Source organism: Paenibacillus dokdonensis (assembly GCF_004916975.1).
In the GTDB taxonomy this organism is placed as follows: domain Bacteria; phylum Bacillota; class Bacilli; order Paenibacillales; family Paenibacillaceae; genus Paenibacillus_AQ; species Paenibacillus_AQ dokdonensis.
The window spans coordinates 1,109,885-1,128,951 of sequence record NZ_STGQ01000002.1 but is presented as its reverse complement, the minus strand read 5'-3'; the positions used below and the strand labels follow the sequence as shown (position 1 = coordinate 1,128,951).

Below are 19,067 nucleotides of genomic sequence, written 5' to 3'. Positions count from 1 at the left end.
ATACAAAAAGACGAAGTTGTATATCCTAAACTGTATTACCAAGGAGGAATCCGAATGTCTTTTTTAAACCTATTGGAAAAGTACGCGGAGCTGGCCATAAAAACCGCAGTCAACATTCAGCCAGGTCAATCGCTTTGGATTAACGCGCCCATCCATACGCCGGAATTTGTCCGCATGATCACGGAGCACGCCTATAAAGTAGGAGCCAAACTGGTACATATCGAATGGCAGGATGAAATCAGTACGCAGATCAAATACCATCTTGCGCCGGATGAAGCTTTTGAAGAATATCCTTTATGGAGAGCACAAGCTGTCCAGCAGTTTGCGGAAAACGGCGGTGCATTCCTGTTCATCGAATCCAGTAATCCGGAGCTGCTTAAAGGAGTCGACCCCCAGCGGGTCGCCGCCAATTCCAAAGCTGCCGGTACCGCGCTGGCCAAATGGAGAGAATATATGTCCGCGAACAAGATGACATGGTCAATCATCGGAGTACCCTCCACAGGCTGGGCCAAGCTGGTCTTTCCTGAACTGGATGAAGATGCGGCTGTCCAAGCCTTATGGGAGGCGATATTCAAGGCATCCCGCGTGGACCAGGATCATCCCGTTCAAGCCTGGCAGGAGCATAATGCCACCCTTCACGACAAAAGAGCTTATCTGAACAGCAAGCAGTACAAGAAGCTGCATTACCGCGCTCCGGGAACGGATCTGACGGTTGAGCTTCCGGCGAACCACATCTGGAGCGGCGGCACAGCGGTCAACGAAGCCAAAAATCTGTTCAACCCGAATGTGCCGACAGAAGAAGTATTCACCTCCCCGCACAGAGAGGGTACACATGGAGTGGTACGCAGCAGCAAACCCCTCAGCTACCAGGGCAACCTGATTGAAAATTTCAGCCTCACATTTGAGGATGGGAAAGTCATCGATTTTGAGGCAGAAAAAGGCTATGAATCATTGAAGGCGATGCTCGGTATGGATGAAGCAGCACGTTATTTGGGAGAAGCTGCGCTCGTACCGCATCATTCTCCCATTTCAGAGTCGAACCTGATTTTTTTCAATACCTTATATGACGAGAATGCCTCCAATCACTTGGCACTGGGCTCAGCATTTCCAACCTGCCTGGAAGGCGGCCTCTCGATGTCCCGTGAGGAGCTGGATCAAGCCGGGCTCAACCACAGCATAATTCATGTTGATTTCATGATCGGTTCCGCTGAAATGGACATTGATGGAATTACGCAAGACGGTCAGATTGAACCCGTATTCCGGAACGGGAACTGGGCATTCTAAATCATACTCAAAAAAAACAATCTACTTGCCTTCCTAAGGCATGCGGATTGTTTTTTTGTCGGTTTCTGATCATCTCTTTATGATTAATTCGAGCCTATCCGATATGTTATATTTCTGGACTCATGATGCTGAATCAATCCTTCAAGCGCCTGTACCGCGGCGTTCGCTACTTCTATATCCTGCTGGCTTGTGCCTCCGCTTACGCCTATACCACCTATGATCATCTCTCCAATTTTAAGTGGAATTCCTCCGCCCAGTATCACGATTTTCCCATGGTTGGTCGTATTGATCCCAAATGAAGGATTACCTGGTTGAGCGGCCTGAGCAAGGTTCGAAGTCGGCATTTGCAGCGCCACACTGGTCCATGCCTTGTTTTGCGAAATGTCGATCCCCCCTATTTTGGCATGATCCATCCGGTGAAACGCGACCAGATTGGCTCCATAATCAACAATTGCGATATTTTCCGCAAGGCCCATCTCCTTCGCCTTCTTTTCAGCTGCTTCGAGCAGAAACTTGGCGATATCCAGCGTTATTTTCACTCGTACAATCCACCTCTCATTTGCGTTTATGTACTATATGGTCATTCGCACAATTTAGTGAATCCATGCTGCCGTTTCGCAAGAAATCCTCCTCGGATCATGTGATGATTTTCGCCAAAAAGAGGTGGCTTACGTCAAACGTTAACTTGAAAATAGCTTTGCGATTTTGTGCAACATTTTGTGCAACACCCTCGTCTAGGATCATGAAAGGCAAGCATAATTTAACAATTTATGTGCTGCCAGAAGCATCCCTAACCGTTCGTACAAGCACACATATACAGGAGGAATATCAGATGAACAAAATGTACAAAGTGTTAGCTACAGCATCTATTTTGGCCATGGCTGCCGTGCCGGTGGCGGCAAACGCGCAGGATGTTCCGCACGAGGCGGTTCATAACGGGCAAGGAATCATTCAAAACCAAGTCAAAGTGGTCCCTGGTACCATGGGACAAATCACTGATTTCGTAAACGATCAAACAGGTAAATTCATTACCGTTACCGGCCGCGGACTGGCCCCTAGCGATCAAAGCCAAATCATTCTGTCCATTACTAAAGATACTAAAATCGTCGATTCCAAAGGAAAAACCGTTGCTCTGAAAACGATTATGGATGAGAAAAAAGTAGTGAAGGCCTTCTACAGCCCGAACATCACGAAAAGCCTCCCTGCCCGCGGAGCAGCCTTGACGCTTGTGGTTCAGGATCAAAGCTTCACAGCGATCGAAGGTACCGTCTCCGAGGTTAGGAATGGTAGCATCCTTGTCAAAGGAACTGATATTTATAATTCAAACGAAGATACCATTATTCTGCACTTTGCGGACAAAGCAACGATTCTCGATCAGGACGGCAAAGCTGTTGAAGCCGGAGCTATCAAGGAAGGCATGAGTGTTAAAGCGTTTTATGGTCCTGCCGTAGCGATGAGCCTGCCGCCGCAATCGACGACGAACTACGTTCGCGTCAACACCGATAAAGAAACGGGTGAAGGTGAAGTGGGACAAGAACTCGCTGCAGGCACGGATGGAGTCGTCACGAGCACGGAAGGCGGTAAAGTTACGCTCATCGGCAAAGCCCATGAAAAGGGCGGCGTGAACTACGTCATCCTCACCGTGGACGACAAAACACAAATCGTCGATGAAGACGGAAACGCCTTGACCAAGGACGCGCTGAAAGACGGAGTCCATGCCGACGCCTCTTACAGCAACGTGATGACCATGATCTATCCGGCCCAAACCCATGCGAGCAAACTCGTGGTGAAAAAAGCCGAATCCGTCAAGATCGAAGGTACCATCGCGCCTTTCGACAGCACTTCGAAAGATCAAGTGTATGTCAATGTTGGCTCCGACGATTCGAAGAACAATGACGTGATTCTGAACATCTCCAAGGACACGCAAATCATTGATGATCTTGGCGGCGAAGCAGCCCTACGTGCAGGCACAAAAATAATTGCTTACCATTCTCCAATCATGACTCGTTCGCTTCCTGGCATCACGAATGCCGAAGTAGTCATTGTCACTTCCGTTGAGAATGCCGTAACACCTCGATAAGAACGCCATATGGTAAACGTAAAACCCAGCCGATCTCTTAAGGATCGGCTGGGTTTTTTCATGTCCGCTTTCTTTTTGCCAACGTCATTGATAACGGAATCAGAAACACAGTGTAGGCGGCCAGCATGTATATGCAGAAAATAAATGAATGGATATAGCCTCTTGCATCCGTCTGTTGAATTCCCTCCTGAACGCCTGTTTGAAGGGCATAATGATCCAGTGAATTCATCCACAGAATGCCAATGAGTCCAATGCCGATGGCGTAGGCGACCTGCATTCCAGTAGTCAGAATGCCTGATGCTGAACCAATATCCTGCTTCGGTACTTTGGAGAGTACAATATTCGTGAGTGGAGCAGCGATGAAGCCTTGACCGATTCCAAGTATGGCAAGCGCCGGGATCCATAGGTATACATTTGGAGAAATCCCCGTTGCATTTACGGTGAGGGCAAGGAACAAATATCCGATGGCAGTCAGAACGGAACCTAGCGTCAGCACATGCGGACCAAGCTTGCCCGTCACCCTGGCCGACAACAGAGAAGCGAGGAAATATCCAAGTCCCATCGGCAATATGATGGCTCCAGATTTTAGAGCTGTAAACCCAAGCCCGATTTGCAGCAAATAGGCGGCGATCAGGAAAAAGGCTGCTTGCGATGACATGAGTAGAAAGACCACAATCATCCCCAGCCCAAATCCGCGCTGACCAAACAAATTCACGTTCATAAACGGGTCGCGGCTTACAAGCAGCATCTTCTTCTGAGACCATACAAACAAGGCCAGCATCGGGGCGGAAAGGATTAGACTCATGACGAGCTCGATCGGCCAGCCTTCCTTCTGACCCTGTACGAGCGGGTAGACGAGTAGGAATAAGCCAGCTGCAACAATTATCGCACCATACCAATCCATTCTGGACCGGCCCATATCCTTTGATTCCGGAATGAATGGGACCATAGCCAAGATCGACACACCAATCGGTATACTGAAGAAAAAGACCATTCTCCACTCCAGTCCCCACGGATTCCACATCAGGAGGAGTCCACCAATGAGCTGTCCGGTTGTCGCTGCCAATCCTTGTGCAGCACCATAGAGTCCGAATATGCCCCCGCGCTTTTCCGGCGGATATTGAGCCTGAATGAGTGATAATACCTGCGGAGAAATCAGCGCTGCACTGAATCCTTGGATGACCCTGACTATCGTCAGCATTCCAATCCCATTCGATATACCGCATAGCAATGAAGTGAGCGTAAAGCCGGCTACGCCAATGAGCAGCATTTTTTTACGTCCATACCGGTCACCAAGCCGCCCTCCGAGAATGAGAGCAACCGCATAGGCTAGTGTATAAGCAGAGATGACAAACTGCACACCATAGAAATCGGCATGGAGTCCATGCTGAATAGAAGGCGTTGCGACGTTCACAATAAAAATGTTAGCAACAGCCATAAAGACAGACAGCAGCATAACCGCTAGCATCAGACGCGGACGCTGGCGGGATTGAACCACCGTATGCGTAAGCTCCAATGTGAGTGAATTTGCCGATTGGGGCATAGGCGATATGTTCCTCCTTTAAACATCCCGGATGAATTGACAGCAACCGGAATATTCCTTTAGAATAAACGAGACAGATCTGTCTCATTTGTTATCGTATGATACAGACAGATCTGTCTCATGTCAATTGAAAATTTACCTTATTTAGAAACCGGGTGATCATAATGACAAAGAAAGAATCTGCGAAAGAGCGAATCTTACGGGTTGCCTCCGATTTATTTTATCGGGAAGGCGTGCGTGCCGTAGGTATTGATCGTATTATCGAGGAGTCCGGTGTAGCTAAAGCGAGCTTCTATCGCAACTTTTCCACCAAGGATCAACTCGTTGTTGCATACCTGGAACTGCGATCCGGTAGAAGAGAAGGAAACATCGAAGAGATAAAATGTCGTTTTCCTGATTCGCCAAAAGAACAGCTTTATGCCCTGCTTGACGATTTGGTCGAACGGATGAACAAGTCCGATTTCCGCGGATGTCCATTCATGAACGCTGTCGTTGAATTTCCTGACCCAGGCCATCCTGGACACCAGTCTGCGGTTGAAAGCCGTTACTTGGTTTGGGGAAAAGTAGAGGATATTGCCAGGCAAGCCGGCGCCAGAGACCCGGCCGAGCTTATGTTCCAGCTACGAATCCTCAGCGATGGAGCCATGATGAGTGCCTATATTGATGCTGATACATTCCATTCTGACTACTTTTTAAGCGCTGCAAAACGGTTGATCGAAGACCAATGTCCGCATTCACACTCTCCCAGCTAAAATTCATTTGAAGCAGAAATGCAGGAGCGGCCTTATTGTCGCCCCTGCATTAATTCAGGAAATACAAAAAAATCCAGATCCACAAAAAAACCAGGCCCATGAATGGAACCTGGTTTCACTAAGAATAATGATTTTTCCGTTATTTATTTTCGAGTTTTGCCTGCTCCACTCTCTTCAGTGCCGCATCATACGTATCAATCAGCTTTTGTACGCCAAGCCCGTTAATCTCCTCCACGTATTTATCCCATTCGCTCAGGTTTCTCGTACCCAGGACGAATTTGGAGAAATTCTCTTCCCGGTACTTTTTCACCGCCTGCCCTGTTACCGACAGCACTTCATTCTCCGCATCCGTAAAGGCGGGCTTAGGCTGCATGGCCGGTGGATCGTATTTGGCTGCTTCCTCGTATGCCTTCTTCAAATCAGGCGAGAACAGAGACAAATGCGCGTCATAATCGATCCATGTATACGTCCCGCTCGTCTGCAAACCGGTCTGCTTGCGCATTTCCGTGACGTCCGTAAACTCCGCCTTGAATTTCTTTTGTCCGCTGTCCTCGGTGTACGTCTCGCCCTCTTTGCCCCAGCTGCTGAGCGTCCGGCCTTCCTCGCTGTAGAAAAAGTCCATGTACTTCATGACGTCATCCTTATGCTTGGAGGTCGAAGCAACCGTCAAACCGCCCTCCAAGTAATGAAAATACGGGTTCTGCGGCTTCATGCCGTCCAGGCCGGCAGGAGGAGCCATGAACTGCAGGCTGTATTCAGGGTTATCCTTTTGCATCGCATTATTGAAAAAGTCCACGCGGCTGATATAGTCGATCGTTATGAACGATTGTCCGGTCGACATGACGTCCTGCCACTGCTTGGTCTGAATCGAGAGGAAATCCGGCGGGATGAGCCCTTCCTTATAGAAGGTATGCCACATGGAGACCATGGCCTTGTAATTCTCCTCTGTCGGTCCGAATTTCCACTTCTTCTCGTCGAAATTATAGTAGACGTCGCTTCCGCTGGCGAAGTTGGTCGTCAGGTTGGCCATCATTTCATCGGGAATTTGGCCGAAGCGCATGGAGAGCGGATAGCTGTCCGGGTAAAGCGCCTTCAGTTTTTTCAGTACCTGATGCAGCTCTTCGTACGTTTTGGGGGCAGCGAGATTGTTTTTCTTGAACACATCCTCGCGGTACAGCCAGATCATGCGGTTCGTTTCCCCAAAGCCCTGGTTCGGGAACATATACATTTTGCCGTCCGCGGACAGCGCCGCTTTGGCTTCCTCCGGGTACTTCTCCATCCATGCCTTCAGGTTTGGCATCTGGTCGACATGGTCAAGAATGTTCTCCAGGGCTCCCTGATCCCCGTACTTGTTGGAGTCGCGGCGGCCGGACATGTACATCAGATCGGGCAAATTCCCCGAGGCCATGACCAAATTGAGCGTATCGCTCAGCTTGCCGGACGGCGTCTCCACGTTCAGCGACACGCCGGTCTGATCCTTGATCCAGCTCCAGATCGGCCAATCCTTGCTGTACGGAAACGTTGCGTTATTATCCAGCAAGGCCGTTAATGTGACCTCACTCTTTGGCTTGGCAACGGGATCCGCCTGACTTTTCGGCTCCGTCCCGGAGGACTTCTCCGTCCCTGAAGAGCAGCCCGCTACCGCAAACACGACCAACAACGCCGCGATCAGACTTACGTACGAACGTTTCTTTCCCTTTCCCATGAGTATATCCCCCTTTGAATTTGATGATCCTTTTTCGGCTTAACACGGCAAACTTTGCGTGACGACTGCTGCAGCAAACAATCATTCCTCCGAACGCTATCGCTTCTTCAGAACGATTTCGTTCCTTCCAACTCCTTCAACTTCCTTCAAGTACTAAAAACGAGAGCCGAGTGTCCCCTTATCCCTTCACCGCGCCAATCATCGAACCCTTGACGAAATATTTCTGGACGAAAGGATACAGGATCAATATCGGAAGTGTGGACACCATGATCGTGGCGTACTTCAGCGAATCCTCAACGACCAGATTGTCGCCGCCGATCTGTGTCACCTGCCCGGAGCTGACGCTGCCGGCAAGCACGAGATTGCGCAGGAGCACCTGCAGCGGAAACAGTTCCTGGCTCCGCAAATATAAAAGCGGATACAAAAAGTTGTTCCAGATCCCGACCGCGTAAAACAGCGAGATTGTCGCAAACACAGGCTTTGACAGCGGCACGATGATCCGGAAGAAGATCCCGACGTCATTCAGTCCGTCCATCCGCCCCGATTCCTCCAGCTCTTTCGGGATCCCGCTGAAAAAGGTGCGCATCAGGATCAAATTCCAAGTGCTGACGGCACCCGGCAGAACCATGCCCCAGATCGTATCCACCAGTCCAAGGGAACGGACGACAAGGAACGTCGGAATCATGCCCCCGCCGAAAAACATCGTGAACACGATCATCAGGGTAAAGCCTTTATGGAACATCATATCTTTGCGGGACAGCGCGTACGCCCCCATCGATGTGATCAGCATGGCGATGGCCGTACCCAATAGCGTATAAACAAAGGTATTCCGGTAAGAAGTCCATATTTTCGGATCTCCGAGCACCAGCTCATACATCCGCAGGTTGAAGCCCTTGGGCCACAGCGTCACCTCTCCCTTCATCACGTACACGTCCCCGCTGAGCGACACCGCGAGCATATACACGAACGGATACAGCATGACGGCGGCTACCATCAGCATGATGAGCGTATTGACGATCGTAAACAAGCTGATGCGGCTCCGGCCGCGTCCCGTGGTCACCATAGGCTCGTTCCTCCTATCCGCCGGCTGAGAGAATTGGCTGAGAAAATAAAGATGAAGCTGATCACGCCCATAAACAGATCAATGGCTGAGGCATAGCTGAAGTTTCCCTGCTCCATGCCTACCCGGTACACATAGGTACTGATAATATCGGCCGTACTGTATACAGCCGGGTTATACATCAGGAATACTTTTTCAAATCCGATCTCCAGCACCTTGCCGATATCAAGAATAAGAATGATCATGATGGTCGGCGCGATTCCGGGTAAGGTCACATGCCACAGCTTCCTCCATCTTCCGGCTCCATCGATTCCGGCTGCTTCGTACAGCTGCGTGTCGACCGCGGTCAATGCCGCAAGAAAAATGATCGTCTCCCAGCCGATATGCTGCCATATTTCCGAAATCACGTAGATCGGCCTGAACAGCCCAGGTTCCATCATGAAATTAATCGGCTTTCCGCCAAGCGAGGTAATCAGCTGGTTAATGATGCCGCTTGTCGGTGAGAGGAACATGATGACCATGCTGGCGACGATGACATTTGAAATAAAATGCGGCAGATAGCTGAAGGTCTGCACCCATTTTTTGAATACGGCGTTCCGCAGCTCATTCATCAGCAGAGCCAATATAATCGGGGCCGGAAAACCGAATACCAGCTTGTAAACACCGAGCAAAAACGTGTTCCGCATCAATATCCAGAAATCCGGGTTGCTGAAAAACATGCGGTAGTACTTTAAGCCAACCCAATCACTTGCCCATATCCCTTTGAACACATTATAGTTCTTGAACGTGATGACCAGACCGAACATCGGGGCGTATTTGAATACCAGATAATACAGCAGGCAGGGCAGAAAGAGCAGCCACAGGTACTTGCTTCGCCGGAAGGCTTGCGCCATCCGATTTCTTCCTGGACGAGCACGAGGACGCGCCTTCAGCACCACCCCGGAGCCTGCCAGATCCGTCTCCACCGGTTTCATTTCACATCCGCACCTCCCTTTCGCAAAATGCATTTCCTTTCTGTACCGAAAGCATACCGGATCAAACCAGGGAAAATAAATCCGCATGTTTGCGGCGTCATCCCCTTTTTTTCGGGTCAGTGGAAAGGTTGTAGAGAATTCCGAAAAGGTGAATATTGTGTGAACGCGAAAATAAACCTTATGATATAGTCACTTTTAAGCCGCCGCTTTGCCATCGACTATAACCGACCACAATTTGCTTGGAGGTGTTCATCCGAATGTCGTTTGTTCTGAAGAGAAAGCTTGGCTTTCCAACGCTTTTCACCAAACTGCTGTCCGGTTTTCTCGCCGTCATCCTGCTGCTCACCGCCTTTAACCTCGTTTCCTTCTTCTATTTGAAGCGGCAAATCCACAACGAAATCGTCAAATATAATGAACTGGGCATGAACCATGCGGTAGAAGGCTATGAGACCCAGTTCCGATTGACCCGGGAGATGGTGCTTGGCTTGAATCAGGACCCGCTGTGGACGACATACGTCAACCAGCTGCGGCATGTCAAAGACAACAAGGCATACGGTTATGTCAACTACGCGATTGCAGAGATGAAACGCCTGTACACAAATCCTTTTCTGGGCATGGATAATCTCATGATTTATTTTCAACAGGATGATTACGTTATCGAGAAGGACGGGACAAGCAGCGCTAAATCAATGTTCAACACCTATTACAACAGCCCGTCCTATCCTCTGGCATTCTGGAATAAGCAATTTAAGGAGGCTTACGCCTTTCAGGTCTTCCCTGCGGCTGCATTTGCCGAGAACACGCCGGGCTCCGCACGTTCGAAGGGGATGCTGATGCCTGTCATTATTAAGATGATGCCCTACAAGGATATGTACCTGGTTGCCATGCTTGATGCGGAGCGTCTGGCCCGGAATCTGCAATCCACAATGAGCGGAAGCTTTTATATTCTTGACCCGGAAGGACGCGTGCTCTATACGCCCCAGTCCGGTCCGGACGCCGGTGTTCTGCCTGCGTTTGATTCGCTGGATGGCCATCATTCATTCGTTCAGACTGACGACTCCTATTTTTTCTATAAAAAAGGCAAGGACACGGGCTTCATCTATATCAGCAGGGTTCCGGTCCAAAGCATTTCCGCCCAGCTCCTGAATTTGAACCTTTTACTTCTTTCGCTCCTGGCCGTCGTAGGCCTGCTGGTCGTTCTTACTTACTTATTCAGCCGTCGGGTGCATCGTCCAATCCGGATCATGGTCGATACCCTCCGGACAGACGAACCCGAGCCTGCGCAGGGACCTATACGCGAGTTTGAGCTGATCAGCCGCAGAGTTCAGCATATGCGCTCCACCCATCAGCGTATCTCCAGCGATTTGGCCCGTAAAAATTCGATGCTTCGCCACTACGCTTATACAAACCGGTTGAAAAATATCCATATGAACCTCAGTGAGCTGAAGGAGCTTGCGGATGCCAGCATGCCTTATGTCATGATCGTTTATCAAATCATATTCAAGGAAGGCTACGCGCAATATCATCTGGAGCAGGAAAAGGGTGCTTATTATGTGCGGGAATACATCGATCATATATGGCAGCAGGTCTATCCTGAGTCGGTAACGATCCAAACCGAGCCGTGGCAGGTGCTGTCCATCGTGTTCCTTCCGGGTGAATCTGCTGAGACAGCTTCACGGCTGCGGCATCTGCAGGAGGTACTTAACCTGGATCGCGGCTTATATCTGGTGACGATGGCAGACAGTCCGGTACAATCCGCGGGAGTGCCTTTTACGGAGACCTACGCCCAGGTTAGCACGATGCTGAACCATCGCAGGCTTCTCGATCAAACGCAGTGGATCCATCCGGAAGAAGGCGATCCCGGAAGGGAGACCCGCTTCCACAGAGCGCTGTGGGAGCAGGAATTCCAGAACCGGCTGCTGAGCGGAAGCGAGGAAAGCTTGCAAGAATGGATTGAAAAGAATATGACCCTGCTTGAGAAAAAACAGGCTGCTGCCCGCGAATACCACCAATTCGCCAAGGATGTAGCCGATGAGCTCGATAAGCTGCTTCGCAATCTCAATCTGTCTGCTGCTTACAACGCCATATCGGTGCCGCCGCTGGACATAACCAGGCATTTCTATTGCAGTGATCAGTATAAAACCTGGTTCCGCAGCCTGCTGGACCCTGCCCTTCAACTGATCCGGCGCAAGACGGAGAATCATGATCCCATGACCTCTTTTGTCATGGCCTATATTAACGATCATCTGGAGGAAGATATCAATCTGGATATGATGGCCGACAAATTGAATATTACATCCGGCTACCTGTCCACTTATTTCAAGGAAAAAACCGGGCAGAACTTCAGCGATTATCTCAATGACATCCGCATCCGCACCGCTAAAGACATGCTGCAAAATCTGGACCTGCGCATTCAGGATGTCGCGGTCCGAGTCGGCTATCAAAACGTCAATTCCTTCATCCGCATGTTTAAGCGGCATGCAGGTATGACGCCGGGTGAATTCCGGAAAAAGTATGCTTCTTGAAGCCATCTTCATGAAGCCTGACCGGTTACCTGTAATGTCTTGCTTCATACTTCCTCTGCAATGTAGAACGGGACGTTTCCCTTAAGCTGTAATCAACTTAAGGGAACGTCCCGTTTGGTTTTCGGAGAATACGGATTACTTCGCCTCAGGCCGGCTGGCTGAACTGCAGCTTTCCACGTTTATACGTCTCCTGAATTTTTATCTTTCCTGTCTGAAGCGTGAAGACGGCAATGTCTGCCGGGGCACCCGGCACAAGCCCGGCCTCCGTCTCCAGGTTCATCAGCCGGGAAGGAGCGATGGACGCCATGTCCCATGCCTCCCCAAGGCTGCAAATCCCGGCGGACAGCATATGCCAGATCCCGGCAGTGAGCGGCAAAGCCGACCCGGCCAGCAAAGCCGGCTGTTCGGTGAGATGCAGCCGCCCTTGCGGCGTGAGCGTGACATTGCCACCGACGGGTGTGTCATAGATTCCCGGCGGCATGCCGCCAAGACTTACGGCATCGCTCACCAGGATCAGCCTGTCACCCTTGACCCTGCGGGCAATCTTGAGGAAAGCATCAGGAAGGTGAAAACCATCGGCAATGACGCTTGCCCATAACCGGTCCTCTGCCAGCTGATCCCAGATGTAGTTGGGATGACGCGGCAGCACAGGATGGGCGCCATTGCCCAAATGCGTGGACAAACGCGCTCCGGCTGCTGCTGCCTGCTCGATCTGGTCGCCGGTTGCGGCCGTGTGTCCGATAGCCACGGCGATACCGCTCTCCACGCAACGGCGAATGAAGTCCTCGCTCTCCGGCCACTCCGGGGACAGCGTTACGATCCGGATGCGTCCGCCTCCCGCCTGCTGCCAGTTTTCCAGACACGGAGGCTCAGGGGCCCTTACGAATGTCCGATTATGAGCCCCACGCGGGCCATCCTCTGGCGAAATGAACGGACCTTCCAAGTGGATGCCGGCAATGCTGTGCAGCGCATCTGCTCCGCCCCCTTGCCTTTCAAGACGAGAACATGCCTGATGAATAACCTGCAGTCCTTGATGGATCGATTCATCCGCTCCCGTAATTATCGTAGGGTAAAACGAGGTGACTCCTTCTGCCCACATTCGCTCAATGAACGTGATAACATCCTCTTCCGATAGATCCGGAGCATTCATATCGATGCCGCCGTAGCCGTTGATCTGCAGATCGACCAGGCCTGGCGCGATCCATGGAAGCGCCTCTTCGCCTACCTCATTCAAGCCATCTGCAGGGATATCCCTGCAATCGGTAATGATCCCTCCAGCCAGGCTAAGCATGATCGTTTCTCCCGTGCGGTAATGCCTTCCTGTCAGATATGAAACGGAAAGAGGAGTACTCCGCAGATCCATGTATCCATCGCCTTTCATAGAGTTACTTTTTCAAGCAGCTTATCCGGCAAGCTCTCAATCTCCCGGACAAGAATCCCGGTCGAGATACAGTAGACAGTCCTTATGCGTTCTTAAGACAGACGCAGGACATGAAGGGGATACCGGCCCCTTCAATGCGCCTTGCACCGCATTTCGTTTGGATGCTCCCGGCACAATGCAGAACAGCCTCTCAGCCGATATCAGTGCCGGAATCGTCATGGTCAGTGCATACTCCGGCACATTTTCCAGAAGGTCGAAGCATCCGTCATGAACCTGCTGCTCTCTGCACAGGTCATCCAGCTGAACTCTTTTAACAGTAAAAGGATCGTTGAATTCAGCCACCGGCGGATCATTAAAGGCAATATGCCCATTCTCGCCAATGCCCAGGCAGACAATATCCAGCGGAGCTTCCTGAAGCAGTGCGGCATATCGCTTGCATTCCTGCATCGGATCTACTGAACCATTCATCAAATGGACTTCCCCCGGGTTAACACGGCTGAAGAGTCTCGTGGTCAGGAAATGACTGAAAAGCTGCGGTGCCCCCAGGCTAAGTCCGATATATTCATCCATATGAAACGCTGTGACCCGCTTCCAGTCGATTCCTTCCGCTTGCATAAGATAGTGAAGAAACTCGTTTTGGGAAGGTGCTGCGGCAAATATCATGCGAAGGGTTCCTTGCGCCTTCAGTTTTTCTCTCATCGCCTCGGCCACATCATCAGCGGCAGCCCTTCCCATCTCGTCACGGCTTGAATACTGCCGGATCTGCATACGGTCAATGGTCCATGCCCTTTCGGCTGAAGGGGCTCTCATCATATATGCTTCCTCCTTCTGAAGGTAGTTTAGAATCCACAACCCTTCAAGGCTTGTCAGCTGATCTTCTGTCCATGCTGTCCCAACAGATTAAGAAAGCCTTCCAGGCATTCAACCGTCGCTTCTTCTCCGCCGGCGGAAAATCCATATCCCGCCGGACGCTTCAGCTGTTCTTCACTCAACGTGGAAGTGAGCCGATAATGGGTCTCCACGACAAGCCAGCCATCATAGCCGTCCTCTGCCAGCCTGGCCAGCAGTCGTTCATAACCAACCTGGCCCATGCCAATCGCAACAGCCTCCGTCCGGCCTTGTTCCCGCACGGCGTCCTTGACGTGAATATGGCAAATATCTCTGCGCAGCGCATCATAAGCGTCCGGATAAGGCAACTCGCCTTCCGGATCCCACATATTGTTGCCGGGATCATACAAAGCTCGAATCCATTGAGAAGACACTTCCTGCACGAGTGCGGCAACCTTTGACCCGTTGGTCGCGAAAACGGAAGGATCCGCTTCCAAGGCAAATTGCACCCCGTATTCCTCCAGTACAGACACGGTGCGCCGTAGCTCCCGCACAATATCCGGATATGCTGCACTGAAATCCCGGTCGTCCGCCCAGAAGCTGAACCCCCGAATAATCCGGGTATCCAGCCGCCGCGCCAGCTCCGCATACCGGCGAAGCAAGCGGTGATGCGCAGCTACCTCCTCTTTGTTTTTCAGATTGCACTTAAAAACCGGAGTGGACAACCCACAGACGCTTAAACCTGCGTCATGAATCATAGCGGCGATCTCCTCCAGCCGTTGAACACTGAGGCGATGCAGCTGTTTACCATCCACTGACCGCAGCTCCAAGCCGTCAAGACCATACTGCTTGGCGATCCGGATCGCATCCTCCACGTTTTGCGAAATTTCATCCGTGATGACCCCCAAATGAAAGCCTGCCATGGCATCGTCCCCCTTTTCTCCACTAACGATTCACGATATTTATTACTGCATATGGATTGACTTTATAGGTTTGCGCCGGTTTCATGGATGTTCAATGGAACAGGTTTACCGGTCATTCTGCTTTCATTCGCTGCCTCAAGGAAAGCTATAACCTCAAGGGTTTCGGTAATAGGAATTGGCGGTGTTTCGGTTTGGAACATTCGGATGACCGCTTCCAGCATACTGGCGTAATAAGGCTTTTCCTGGGCATAGATATCCACATGATCCGTTTCCTTTTCACGGTGCAGCAGAGCCCCGAAGCGCTTGTTACCTTTCCGGTTACCGCGAAGCGTACCGATCCGGCCATCGGCCCAGATGCCAATGGCCAGGTCATGCTCTTCTCCCGTTGTCACCCTCACTTCAGTGCAGCCTGTGCCCATGCAGCGGTAAAGCATTTCAGCCATATGAATTCCGTACCAGAAGAATCCCGGCTGGGTCGGCTGCAGCTCCATCGGACCGTAGCAATCTACACCAAAGAGTTCACCTTTATCCGTCTCACCTGCGGCGGCGGCCAGATTCTCCGCGAAGCGGACAGATGAGCAGCTCATCAATGGTACATTGTATTTGCTGGCAAGACGCGAGATCGCTTGGGCATCCCCGCGGCTAAGAGCAAACGGCTTATCGATAAATACCGGTTTACCGTAAGGAGCCACTGCCTCGAACTGCTCCACATGCAGCCTGCCGTCAACGGTCAGAAGCATCAGCGCATCCGTCTCTTCGGCAACCGCTTCCACAGTTTCAACCATCCGGACACCAAAATCATCACGGATTTGCGCGGTGTAGCCTGGAACTCTGCTGATACTGAGCGGGAAATCCGGTGATCCTCCCGGAAATGCCGTTGTCACCCTTCCACCTGGGACATGATGAGGATGTCCGGAATGATTGAGCATCTCAGCGAACAGGGGAGCATGGGATGTATCAAGACCGATCATGCCAATGTTAAGCAGCCCCGTTTTCATAACGCTGCACCTCCCGGCTTTAGCCGCACTTCCCGGCCGGTCCGGGCGGATTCATAAATGGCCAGAATCAAATCGACCGATTTGCGAGCCTCTTCTCCGGAAATCAGCGGTTCACGGTTCTCCCGCACTGCCTTGATCAAGTCATCGACCAAGATATAATGTCCATCAGACGAGATGGCCTGCGGATCATCGGTACCGTCGGATGCCCCCTTTAACGAACTGCCCGGAGCCTCGTCTCCATCAATGGTTTTCCATACTTTGAATCCGCTGTCCCCATAAATGATGGACCCATGCTCGCCGTGAATCTCAAAACGGGCTTCCTGACCCGGATTCACCGTTGTTGTCCCTTGAATGACGCCATAAGCACCACTAGTATACTTCACGACCGCAACGGCCGTATCCTCCACCTCAATGTCATGAATCAGCGGGGAGGCATAGGCAAATACGCTTTCCACGTCGCCCATCAGCCAGCGGATAATATCCACGCCGTGGACCCCTTGGTTCATCAGCGCCCCGCCGCCGTCGAGCGCCCACGTTCCGCGCCAACCGGCGCTCTTGTAATATTCGCGGCTACGGTAATATTTCAAGTACGCGTCGCCCAGCACCAGACGACCGAGCTTGCCTTCATCCACCGCCTTTTTGGTCAGGAGCGCCAGTTCCGTCGTCCGCTTCTGGAACACGGTGGCCAGCTTCACGCCATGCGTGCGGCACGCCTCGATCATCTCATCCATATCCTTCGCCGTAATGCCCAGCGGCTTTTCGCAGAGCACATGCTTCCCGGCCCTGGCCGCAGCCACGGTCACATCCCGGTGCAGACCGCTTGGAACACATATGCAGACCGCATCCACTTCTCCATCCTTCAGCATCTGATCCAGCGTGGCATATATGGGCGGCGACCCAAACTCCTTGGCCAAGGCCTCAGCCTTTTCCTGCACTTCATCAACGATGGCTGTGAGCTCCGCCTCCGGATGGCTTATGATCGCACGTGCATGGAGCGGGGATATGACACCCGCGCCGACAATGGCAAAACGCATTTTTTTCGTCATTGCAATCTCCTCCTTATCGGTGAGTGCACCATGGTTTACATCCCCCATTCTAGAATGCTGATTCTCCGCCGCCAATCCTCCGTTGTTACGCTTTGCTCACACCTTAGGCGGTATCCGCAGAACGGGAGATGAATCTGAAAAGATGTATACAAAAAGAAGATGCACGAAGCATCCTCTTCATTCCATTTGTTCAAGCTTTTTTTCTATCATCCTCTTGAGACAGTTCCTGTCCATTCCATCTGGCCGCCCAACGTTCCATCTCCTGAAGCGCCGTCTTAAAGTCCATGCCTTTCTCCGTCAGCGAATATTCCACTGTGACCGGCACCGTCGGAAACACTTGGCGCAGAACGATTCCGTTATCCTCCAGATGACGCAGTGCGTTGGACAGGGACTGAGTTTTTACGATTGCCAAATCCCGATTCAGTTGATTAAACCTCTTGGGTCCTTTCGACAACTCCGCAATGATTAAAAATGCCCATTTCGCTCCCAGAATTTGCAGCACCGAGCAAATATTCGAGAAGTCCTGTTCTACCTTCTGATCTTGTTCCATCCTCTTTCAACTCCTTACTATTCGTAAGTTAATCCATTTAATTGGATTATTTCCAAATATTTTGCCTTCTTACCAAAGTAATGTACCGTCATTATAATGCAATCAAGAGCTCTCTAAAACCCTTTGAAAGGAATGAATTACATGAATCGCCTGTTTATATATATTTTGACTTTAGGTGTTTTTCTCACAGCAACCTCTGAATTGGTGGTATCCGGTATTTTATATGTTATTGCCTCGGATCTCCATATTTCCATTGCACTCGCTGGACAGCTGATTACGGCCTACTCGCTTGCCTTCGCTATCGGAACGCCAATCCTAATATTCTTCACATCACGCTGGGAACGCAAAAAGGTGCTGCTCCTTTCCCTCGCCCTATTTATGCTCGGATGTGTCGCTTCCTTTGTCTATCCTCACATTAGCGTTATTCTGGTATCCCGGGTACTGCTGGGTGTCAGCTCGGGCGTATATCTGGTCACGGCCTTCGGGGCCGCCGCCAAATCGTACCTCCCGAAAAAATAGGCGGGGCCATCGGTACCATTGTGCTCGGATTCAGCTCCGCCATGATTTTGGGCGTTCCGATTGGAATTGCCATTACGGGATGGTTAGGCTGGCAGGCTATATTCATCATTCTGGGGCTGCTCAGTTTAGGTATGGCATTCATTATCCACCGCTTCCTTCCCCGCATGTCTGGCGATATGCCCGCCTCATTCCGGCAGCAGTTCAAAGTCCTTGGTTCTACCGTCATCGTCAGTCTACTCGTGCTCACCTTTTTTCGCGAGTCCGGCAATTCCGTTCTTTTGACGTATTTGACGACATTTATTAATGACATCCTCCACCTGAATGCCGCCGCAATCAGCCTCCTCATGCTTGGTTACGGAATACTTGGCGCCCTTGCTGCGAAGCTGGGCGGCTCCGGAGCGGATCGCTGGGGAACCAAGCGCATCATCGTCTTAAGCTTAATCCTCCATGCAGCTGCATTAATTCTGCTGCCCTTGTTCTCTGGCTCCATCATCACCGAATGCCTGCTGATCGCCATCGTCATGTTCTCGATGTTCATGGGCGGGCCAGCCCTCCAGACACACTTCATTCAACAGGCACCCGGGTCCTCAAGCCTTGTTCTCAGCCTGAACACATCGATGATCCACTTGGGACTTGCGGCTGGTGCCGGTTCAGGCGGAATGCTGATTAGCCAAACATCCACGGTACTCTACAATCCATGGCTCGCCGGTATCGTGGTTGTTCTGGGATTGGGAACAGCTGTGCTGAGCTTTTCACTGGGAAATAGGCGTGCTCCACAGACATTGTAAGTTCTTTCTTATGGGACTCGGTATAAAACCTGAATCTTGTGCTTGATTGCCTTCTGACAAATCAATTCAACAATAAAAGAGCCTGCCGTTTGACCGGCAGGCCCTCAATAA

The 19,067-nt window shown here is 51.1% G+C and carries 17 protein-coding genes; 6 read left to right on the top strand and 11 right to left on the bottom strand.

Going from position 1 to position 19,067, the window contains the following annotated elements:
- The first annotated feature begins 54 nt into the window (after positions 1–54).
- Positions 55–1,284 (top strand): aminopeptidase, encoded by a 1,230-nt coding sequence (locus E6W40_RS22970; RefSeq protein WP_136607883.1) that lies wholly within the window; start codon positions 55–57, stop codon positions 1,282–1,284.
- Between the two features lie 83 nt (positions 1,285–1,367).
- Here the strand turns inward: E6W40_RS22970 and E6W40_RS22965 are convergent, their stop codons facing one another.
- Entirely contained in the window at positions 1,368–1,823 is a 456-nt protein-coding gene (locus tag E6W40_RS22965; protein ID WP_136607882.1) for a GlcG/HbpS family heme-binding protein, read from the bottom strand.
- A 293-nt stretch (positions 1,824–2,116) separates the two neighbouring features.
- Between E6W40_RS22965 and E6W40_RS22960 the strand changes: the two genes are divergently transcribed.
- Positions 2,117–3,364: a peptidase gene (locus E6W40_RS22960; protein WP_136607881.1), complete on the top strand. Its 1,248-nt coding sequence runs from the start codon at positions 2,117–2,119 to the stop codon at positions 3,362–3,364.
- A 58-nt stretch (positions 3,365–3,422) separates the two neighbouring features.
- Here E6W40_RS22960 and E6W40_RS22955 read toward each other — a convergent pair whose 3' ends face one another.
- Entirely contained in the window at positions 3,423–4,907 is a 1,485-nt protein-coding gene (locus E6W40_RS22955) for an MFS transporter (protein WP_136607880.1), read from the bottom strand.
- Between the two features lie 164 nt (positions 4,908–5,071).
- Between E6W40_RS22955 and E6W40_RS22950 the strand changes: the two genes are divergently transcribed.
- Positions 5,072–5,659, top strand: coding sequence for a TetR/AcrR family transcriptional regulator (locus E6W40_RS22950; RefSeq protein ID WP_136607879.1), 588 nt, complete (start codon positions 5,072–5,074; stop codon positions 5,657–5,659).
- Between the two features lie 139 nt (positions 5,660–5,798).
- On the opposite strand, the gene E6W40_RS22945 is transcribed toward E6W40_RS22950, so the two are convergent.
- The 3 genes from E6W40_RS22945 to E6W40_RS22935 form a co-directional block, all read right to left on the bottom strand.
- Positions 5,799–7,364, bottom strand: a complete 1,566-nt coding sequence (locus E6W40_RS22945; RefSeq protein WP_136607878.1) for an extracellular solute-binding protein — start codon at positions 7,362–7,364, stop codon at positions 5,799–5,801.
- A gap of 178 nt (positions 7,365–7,542) precedes the next feature.
- Entirely contained in the window at positions 7,543–8,427 is an 885-nt protein-coding gene (locus E6W40_RS22940) for a carbohydrate ABC transporter permease (protein ID WP_136607877.1), read from the bottom strand.
- Positions 8,421–9,317, bottom strand: a complete 897-nt coding sequence (locus E6W40_RS22935; protein ID WP_246073173.1) for an ABC transporter permease — start codon at positions 9,315–9,317, stop codon at positions 8,421–8,423. Before E6W40_RS22935 ends, E6W40_RS22940 begins: the two co-directional genes overlap by 7 nt.
- A gap of 338 nt (positions 9,318–9,655) precedes the next feature.
- Between E6W40_RS22935 and E6W40_RS22930 the strand changes: the two genes are divergently transcribed.
- Complete coding sequence (locus E6W40_RS22930; RefSeq protein ID WP_136607875.1) at positions 9,656–11,923, top strand: helix-turn-helix domain-containing protein; 2,268 nt, start codon at positions 9,656–9,658, stop codon at positions 11,921–11,923.
- 145 nt (positions 11,924–12,068) lie between these two features.
- Here E6W40_RS22930 and E6W40_RS22925 read toward each other — a convergent pair whose 3' ends face one another.
- The 6 genes from E6W40_RS22925 to E6W40_RS22900 form a co-directional block, all read right to left on the bottom strand.
- Positions 12,069–13,286, bottom strand: a complete 1,218-nt coding sequence (locus tag E6W40_RS22925; protein WP_136607874.1) for an N-acetylglucosamine-6-phosphate deacetylase — start codon at positions 13,284–13,286, stop codon at positions 12,069–12,071.
- 54 nt (positions 13,287–13,340) lie between these two features.
- Positions 13,341–14,117 (bottom strand): glucosamine-6-phosphate deaminase, encoded by a 777-nt coding sequence (locus E6W40_RS22920; protein ID WP_246073139.1) that lies wholly within the window; start codon positions 14,115–14,117, stop codon positions 13,341–13,343.
- A 53-nt stretch (positions 14,118–14,170) separates the two neighbouring features.
- Entirely contained in the window at positions 14,171–15,055 is an 885-nt protein-coding gene (locus E6W40_RS22915) for a sugar phosphate isomerase/epimerase family protein (protein ID WP_136607873.1), read from the bottom strand.
- 62 nt (positions 15,056–15,117) lie between these two features.
- A complete protein-coding gene (locus tag E6W40_RS22910) occupies positions 15,118–16,053 on the bottom strand; it encodes a Gfo/Idh/MocA family protein (protein WP_136607872.1) in 936 nt (311 codons plus the stop codon).
- Complete coding sequence (locus E6W40_RS22905; protein WP_136607871.1) at positions 16,050–17,099, bottom strand: Gfo/Idh/MocA family protein; 1,050 nt, start codon at positions 17,097–17,099, stop codon at positions 16,050–16,052. The genes E6W40_RS22910 and E6W40_RS22905 overlap by 4 nt, the downstream gene beginning before the upstream one ends.
- Before the next feature lie 190 nt (positions 17,100–17,289).
- The gene (locus E6W40_RS22900; RefSeq protein ID WP_136607870.1) at positions 17,290–17,649 is read right to left on the bottom strand and encodes a winged helix-turn-helix transcriptional regulator; all 360 of its coding nucleotides are present in this window, start codon (positions 17,647–17,649) and stop codon (positions 17,290–17,292) included.
- Positions 17,650–17,790: 141 nt separating this feature from the next.
- On the opposite strand from E6W40_RS22900, the gene E6W40_RS30390 reads away from it, so the two are divergent.
- Together E6W40_RS30390 and E6W40_RS22895 are read left to right on the top strand one after the other, a co-directional pair.
- Positions 17,791–18,168, top strand: a complete 378-nt coding sequence (locus E6W40_RS30390) for an MFS transporter (RefSeq protein WP_342774726.1) — start codon at positions 17,791–17,793, stop codon at positions 18,166–18,168.
- A gap of 20 nt (positions 18,169–18,188) precedes the next feature.
- Positions 18,189–18,956, top strand: a complete 768-nt coding sequence (locus E6W40_RS22895; protein WP_342774725.1) for an MFS transporter — start codon at positions 18,189–18,191, stop codon at positions 18,954–18,956.
- The last annotated feature ends 111 nt before the right edge of the window (positions 18,957–19,067 follow it).

Bases quoted from the DNA above. Each gene is read 5' to 3' on its own strand.
- E6W40_RS22970 (WP_136607883.1), top strand. From the start codon at position 55: ATGTCTTTTTTAAACCTATTGGAAAAGTACGCGGAGCTGGCCATAAAA.
- E6W40_RS22960 (WP_136607881.1), top strand. From the start codon at position 2,117: ATGAACAAAATGTACAAAGTGTTAGCTACAGCATCTATTTTGGCCATG.
- E6W40_RS22955 (WP_136607880.1), bottom strand. From the start codon at position 4,907: ATGCCCCAATCGGCAAATTCACTCACATTGGAGCTTACGCATACGGTG.
- E6W40_RS22950 (WP_136607879.1), top strand. From the start codon at position 5,072: ATGACAAAGAAAGAATCTGCGAAAGAGCGAATCTTACGGGTTGCCTCC.
- E6W40_RS22945 (WP_136607878.1), bottom strand. From the start codon at position 7,364: ATGGGAAAGGGAAAGAAACGTTCGTACGTAAGTCTGATCGCGGCGTTG.
- E6W40_RS22940 (WP_136607877.1), bottom strand. From the start codon at position 8,427: ATGGTGACCACGGGACGCGGCCGGAGCCGCATCAGCTTGTTTACGATC.
- E6W40_RS22935 (WP_246073173.1), bottom strand. From the start codon at position 9,317: ATGGCGCAAGCCTTCCGGCGAAGCAAGTACCTGTGGCTGCTCTTTCTG.
- E6W40_RS22930 (WP_136607875.1), top strand. From the start codon at position 9,656: ATGTCGTTTGTTCTGAAGAGAAAGCTTGGCTTTCCAACGCTTTTCACC.
- E6W40_RS22925 (WP_136607874.1), bottom strand. From the start codon at position 13,286: ATGGATCTGCGGAGTACTCCTCTTTCCGTTTCATATCTGACAGGAAGG.
- E6W40_RS22920 (WP_246073139.1), bottom strand. From the start codon at position 14,117: ATGATGAGAGCCCCTTCAGCCGAAAGGGCATGGACCATTGACCGTATG.
- E6W40_RS22915 (WP_136607873.1), bottom strand. From the start codon at position 15,055: ATGGCAGGCTTTCATTTGGGGGTCATCACGGATGAAATTTCGCAAAAC.
- E6W40_RS22910 (WP_136607872.1), bottom strand. From the start codon at position 16,053: ATGAAAACGGGGCTGCTTAACATTGGCATGATCGGTCTTGATACATCC.
- E6W40_RS22905 (WP_136607871.1), bottom strand. From the start codon at position 17,099: ATGACGAAAAAAATGCGTTTTGCCATTGTCGGCGCGGGTGTCATATCC.
- E6W40_RS22900 (WP_136607870.1), bottom strand. From the start codon at position 17,649: ATGGAACAAGATCAGAAGGTAGAACAGGACTTCTCGAATATTTGCTCG.
- E6W40_RS30390 (WP_342774726.1), top strand. From the start codon at position 17,791: ATGAATCGCCTGTTTATATATATTTTGACTTTAGGTGTTTTTCTCACA.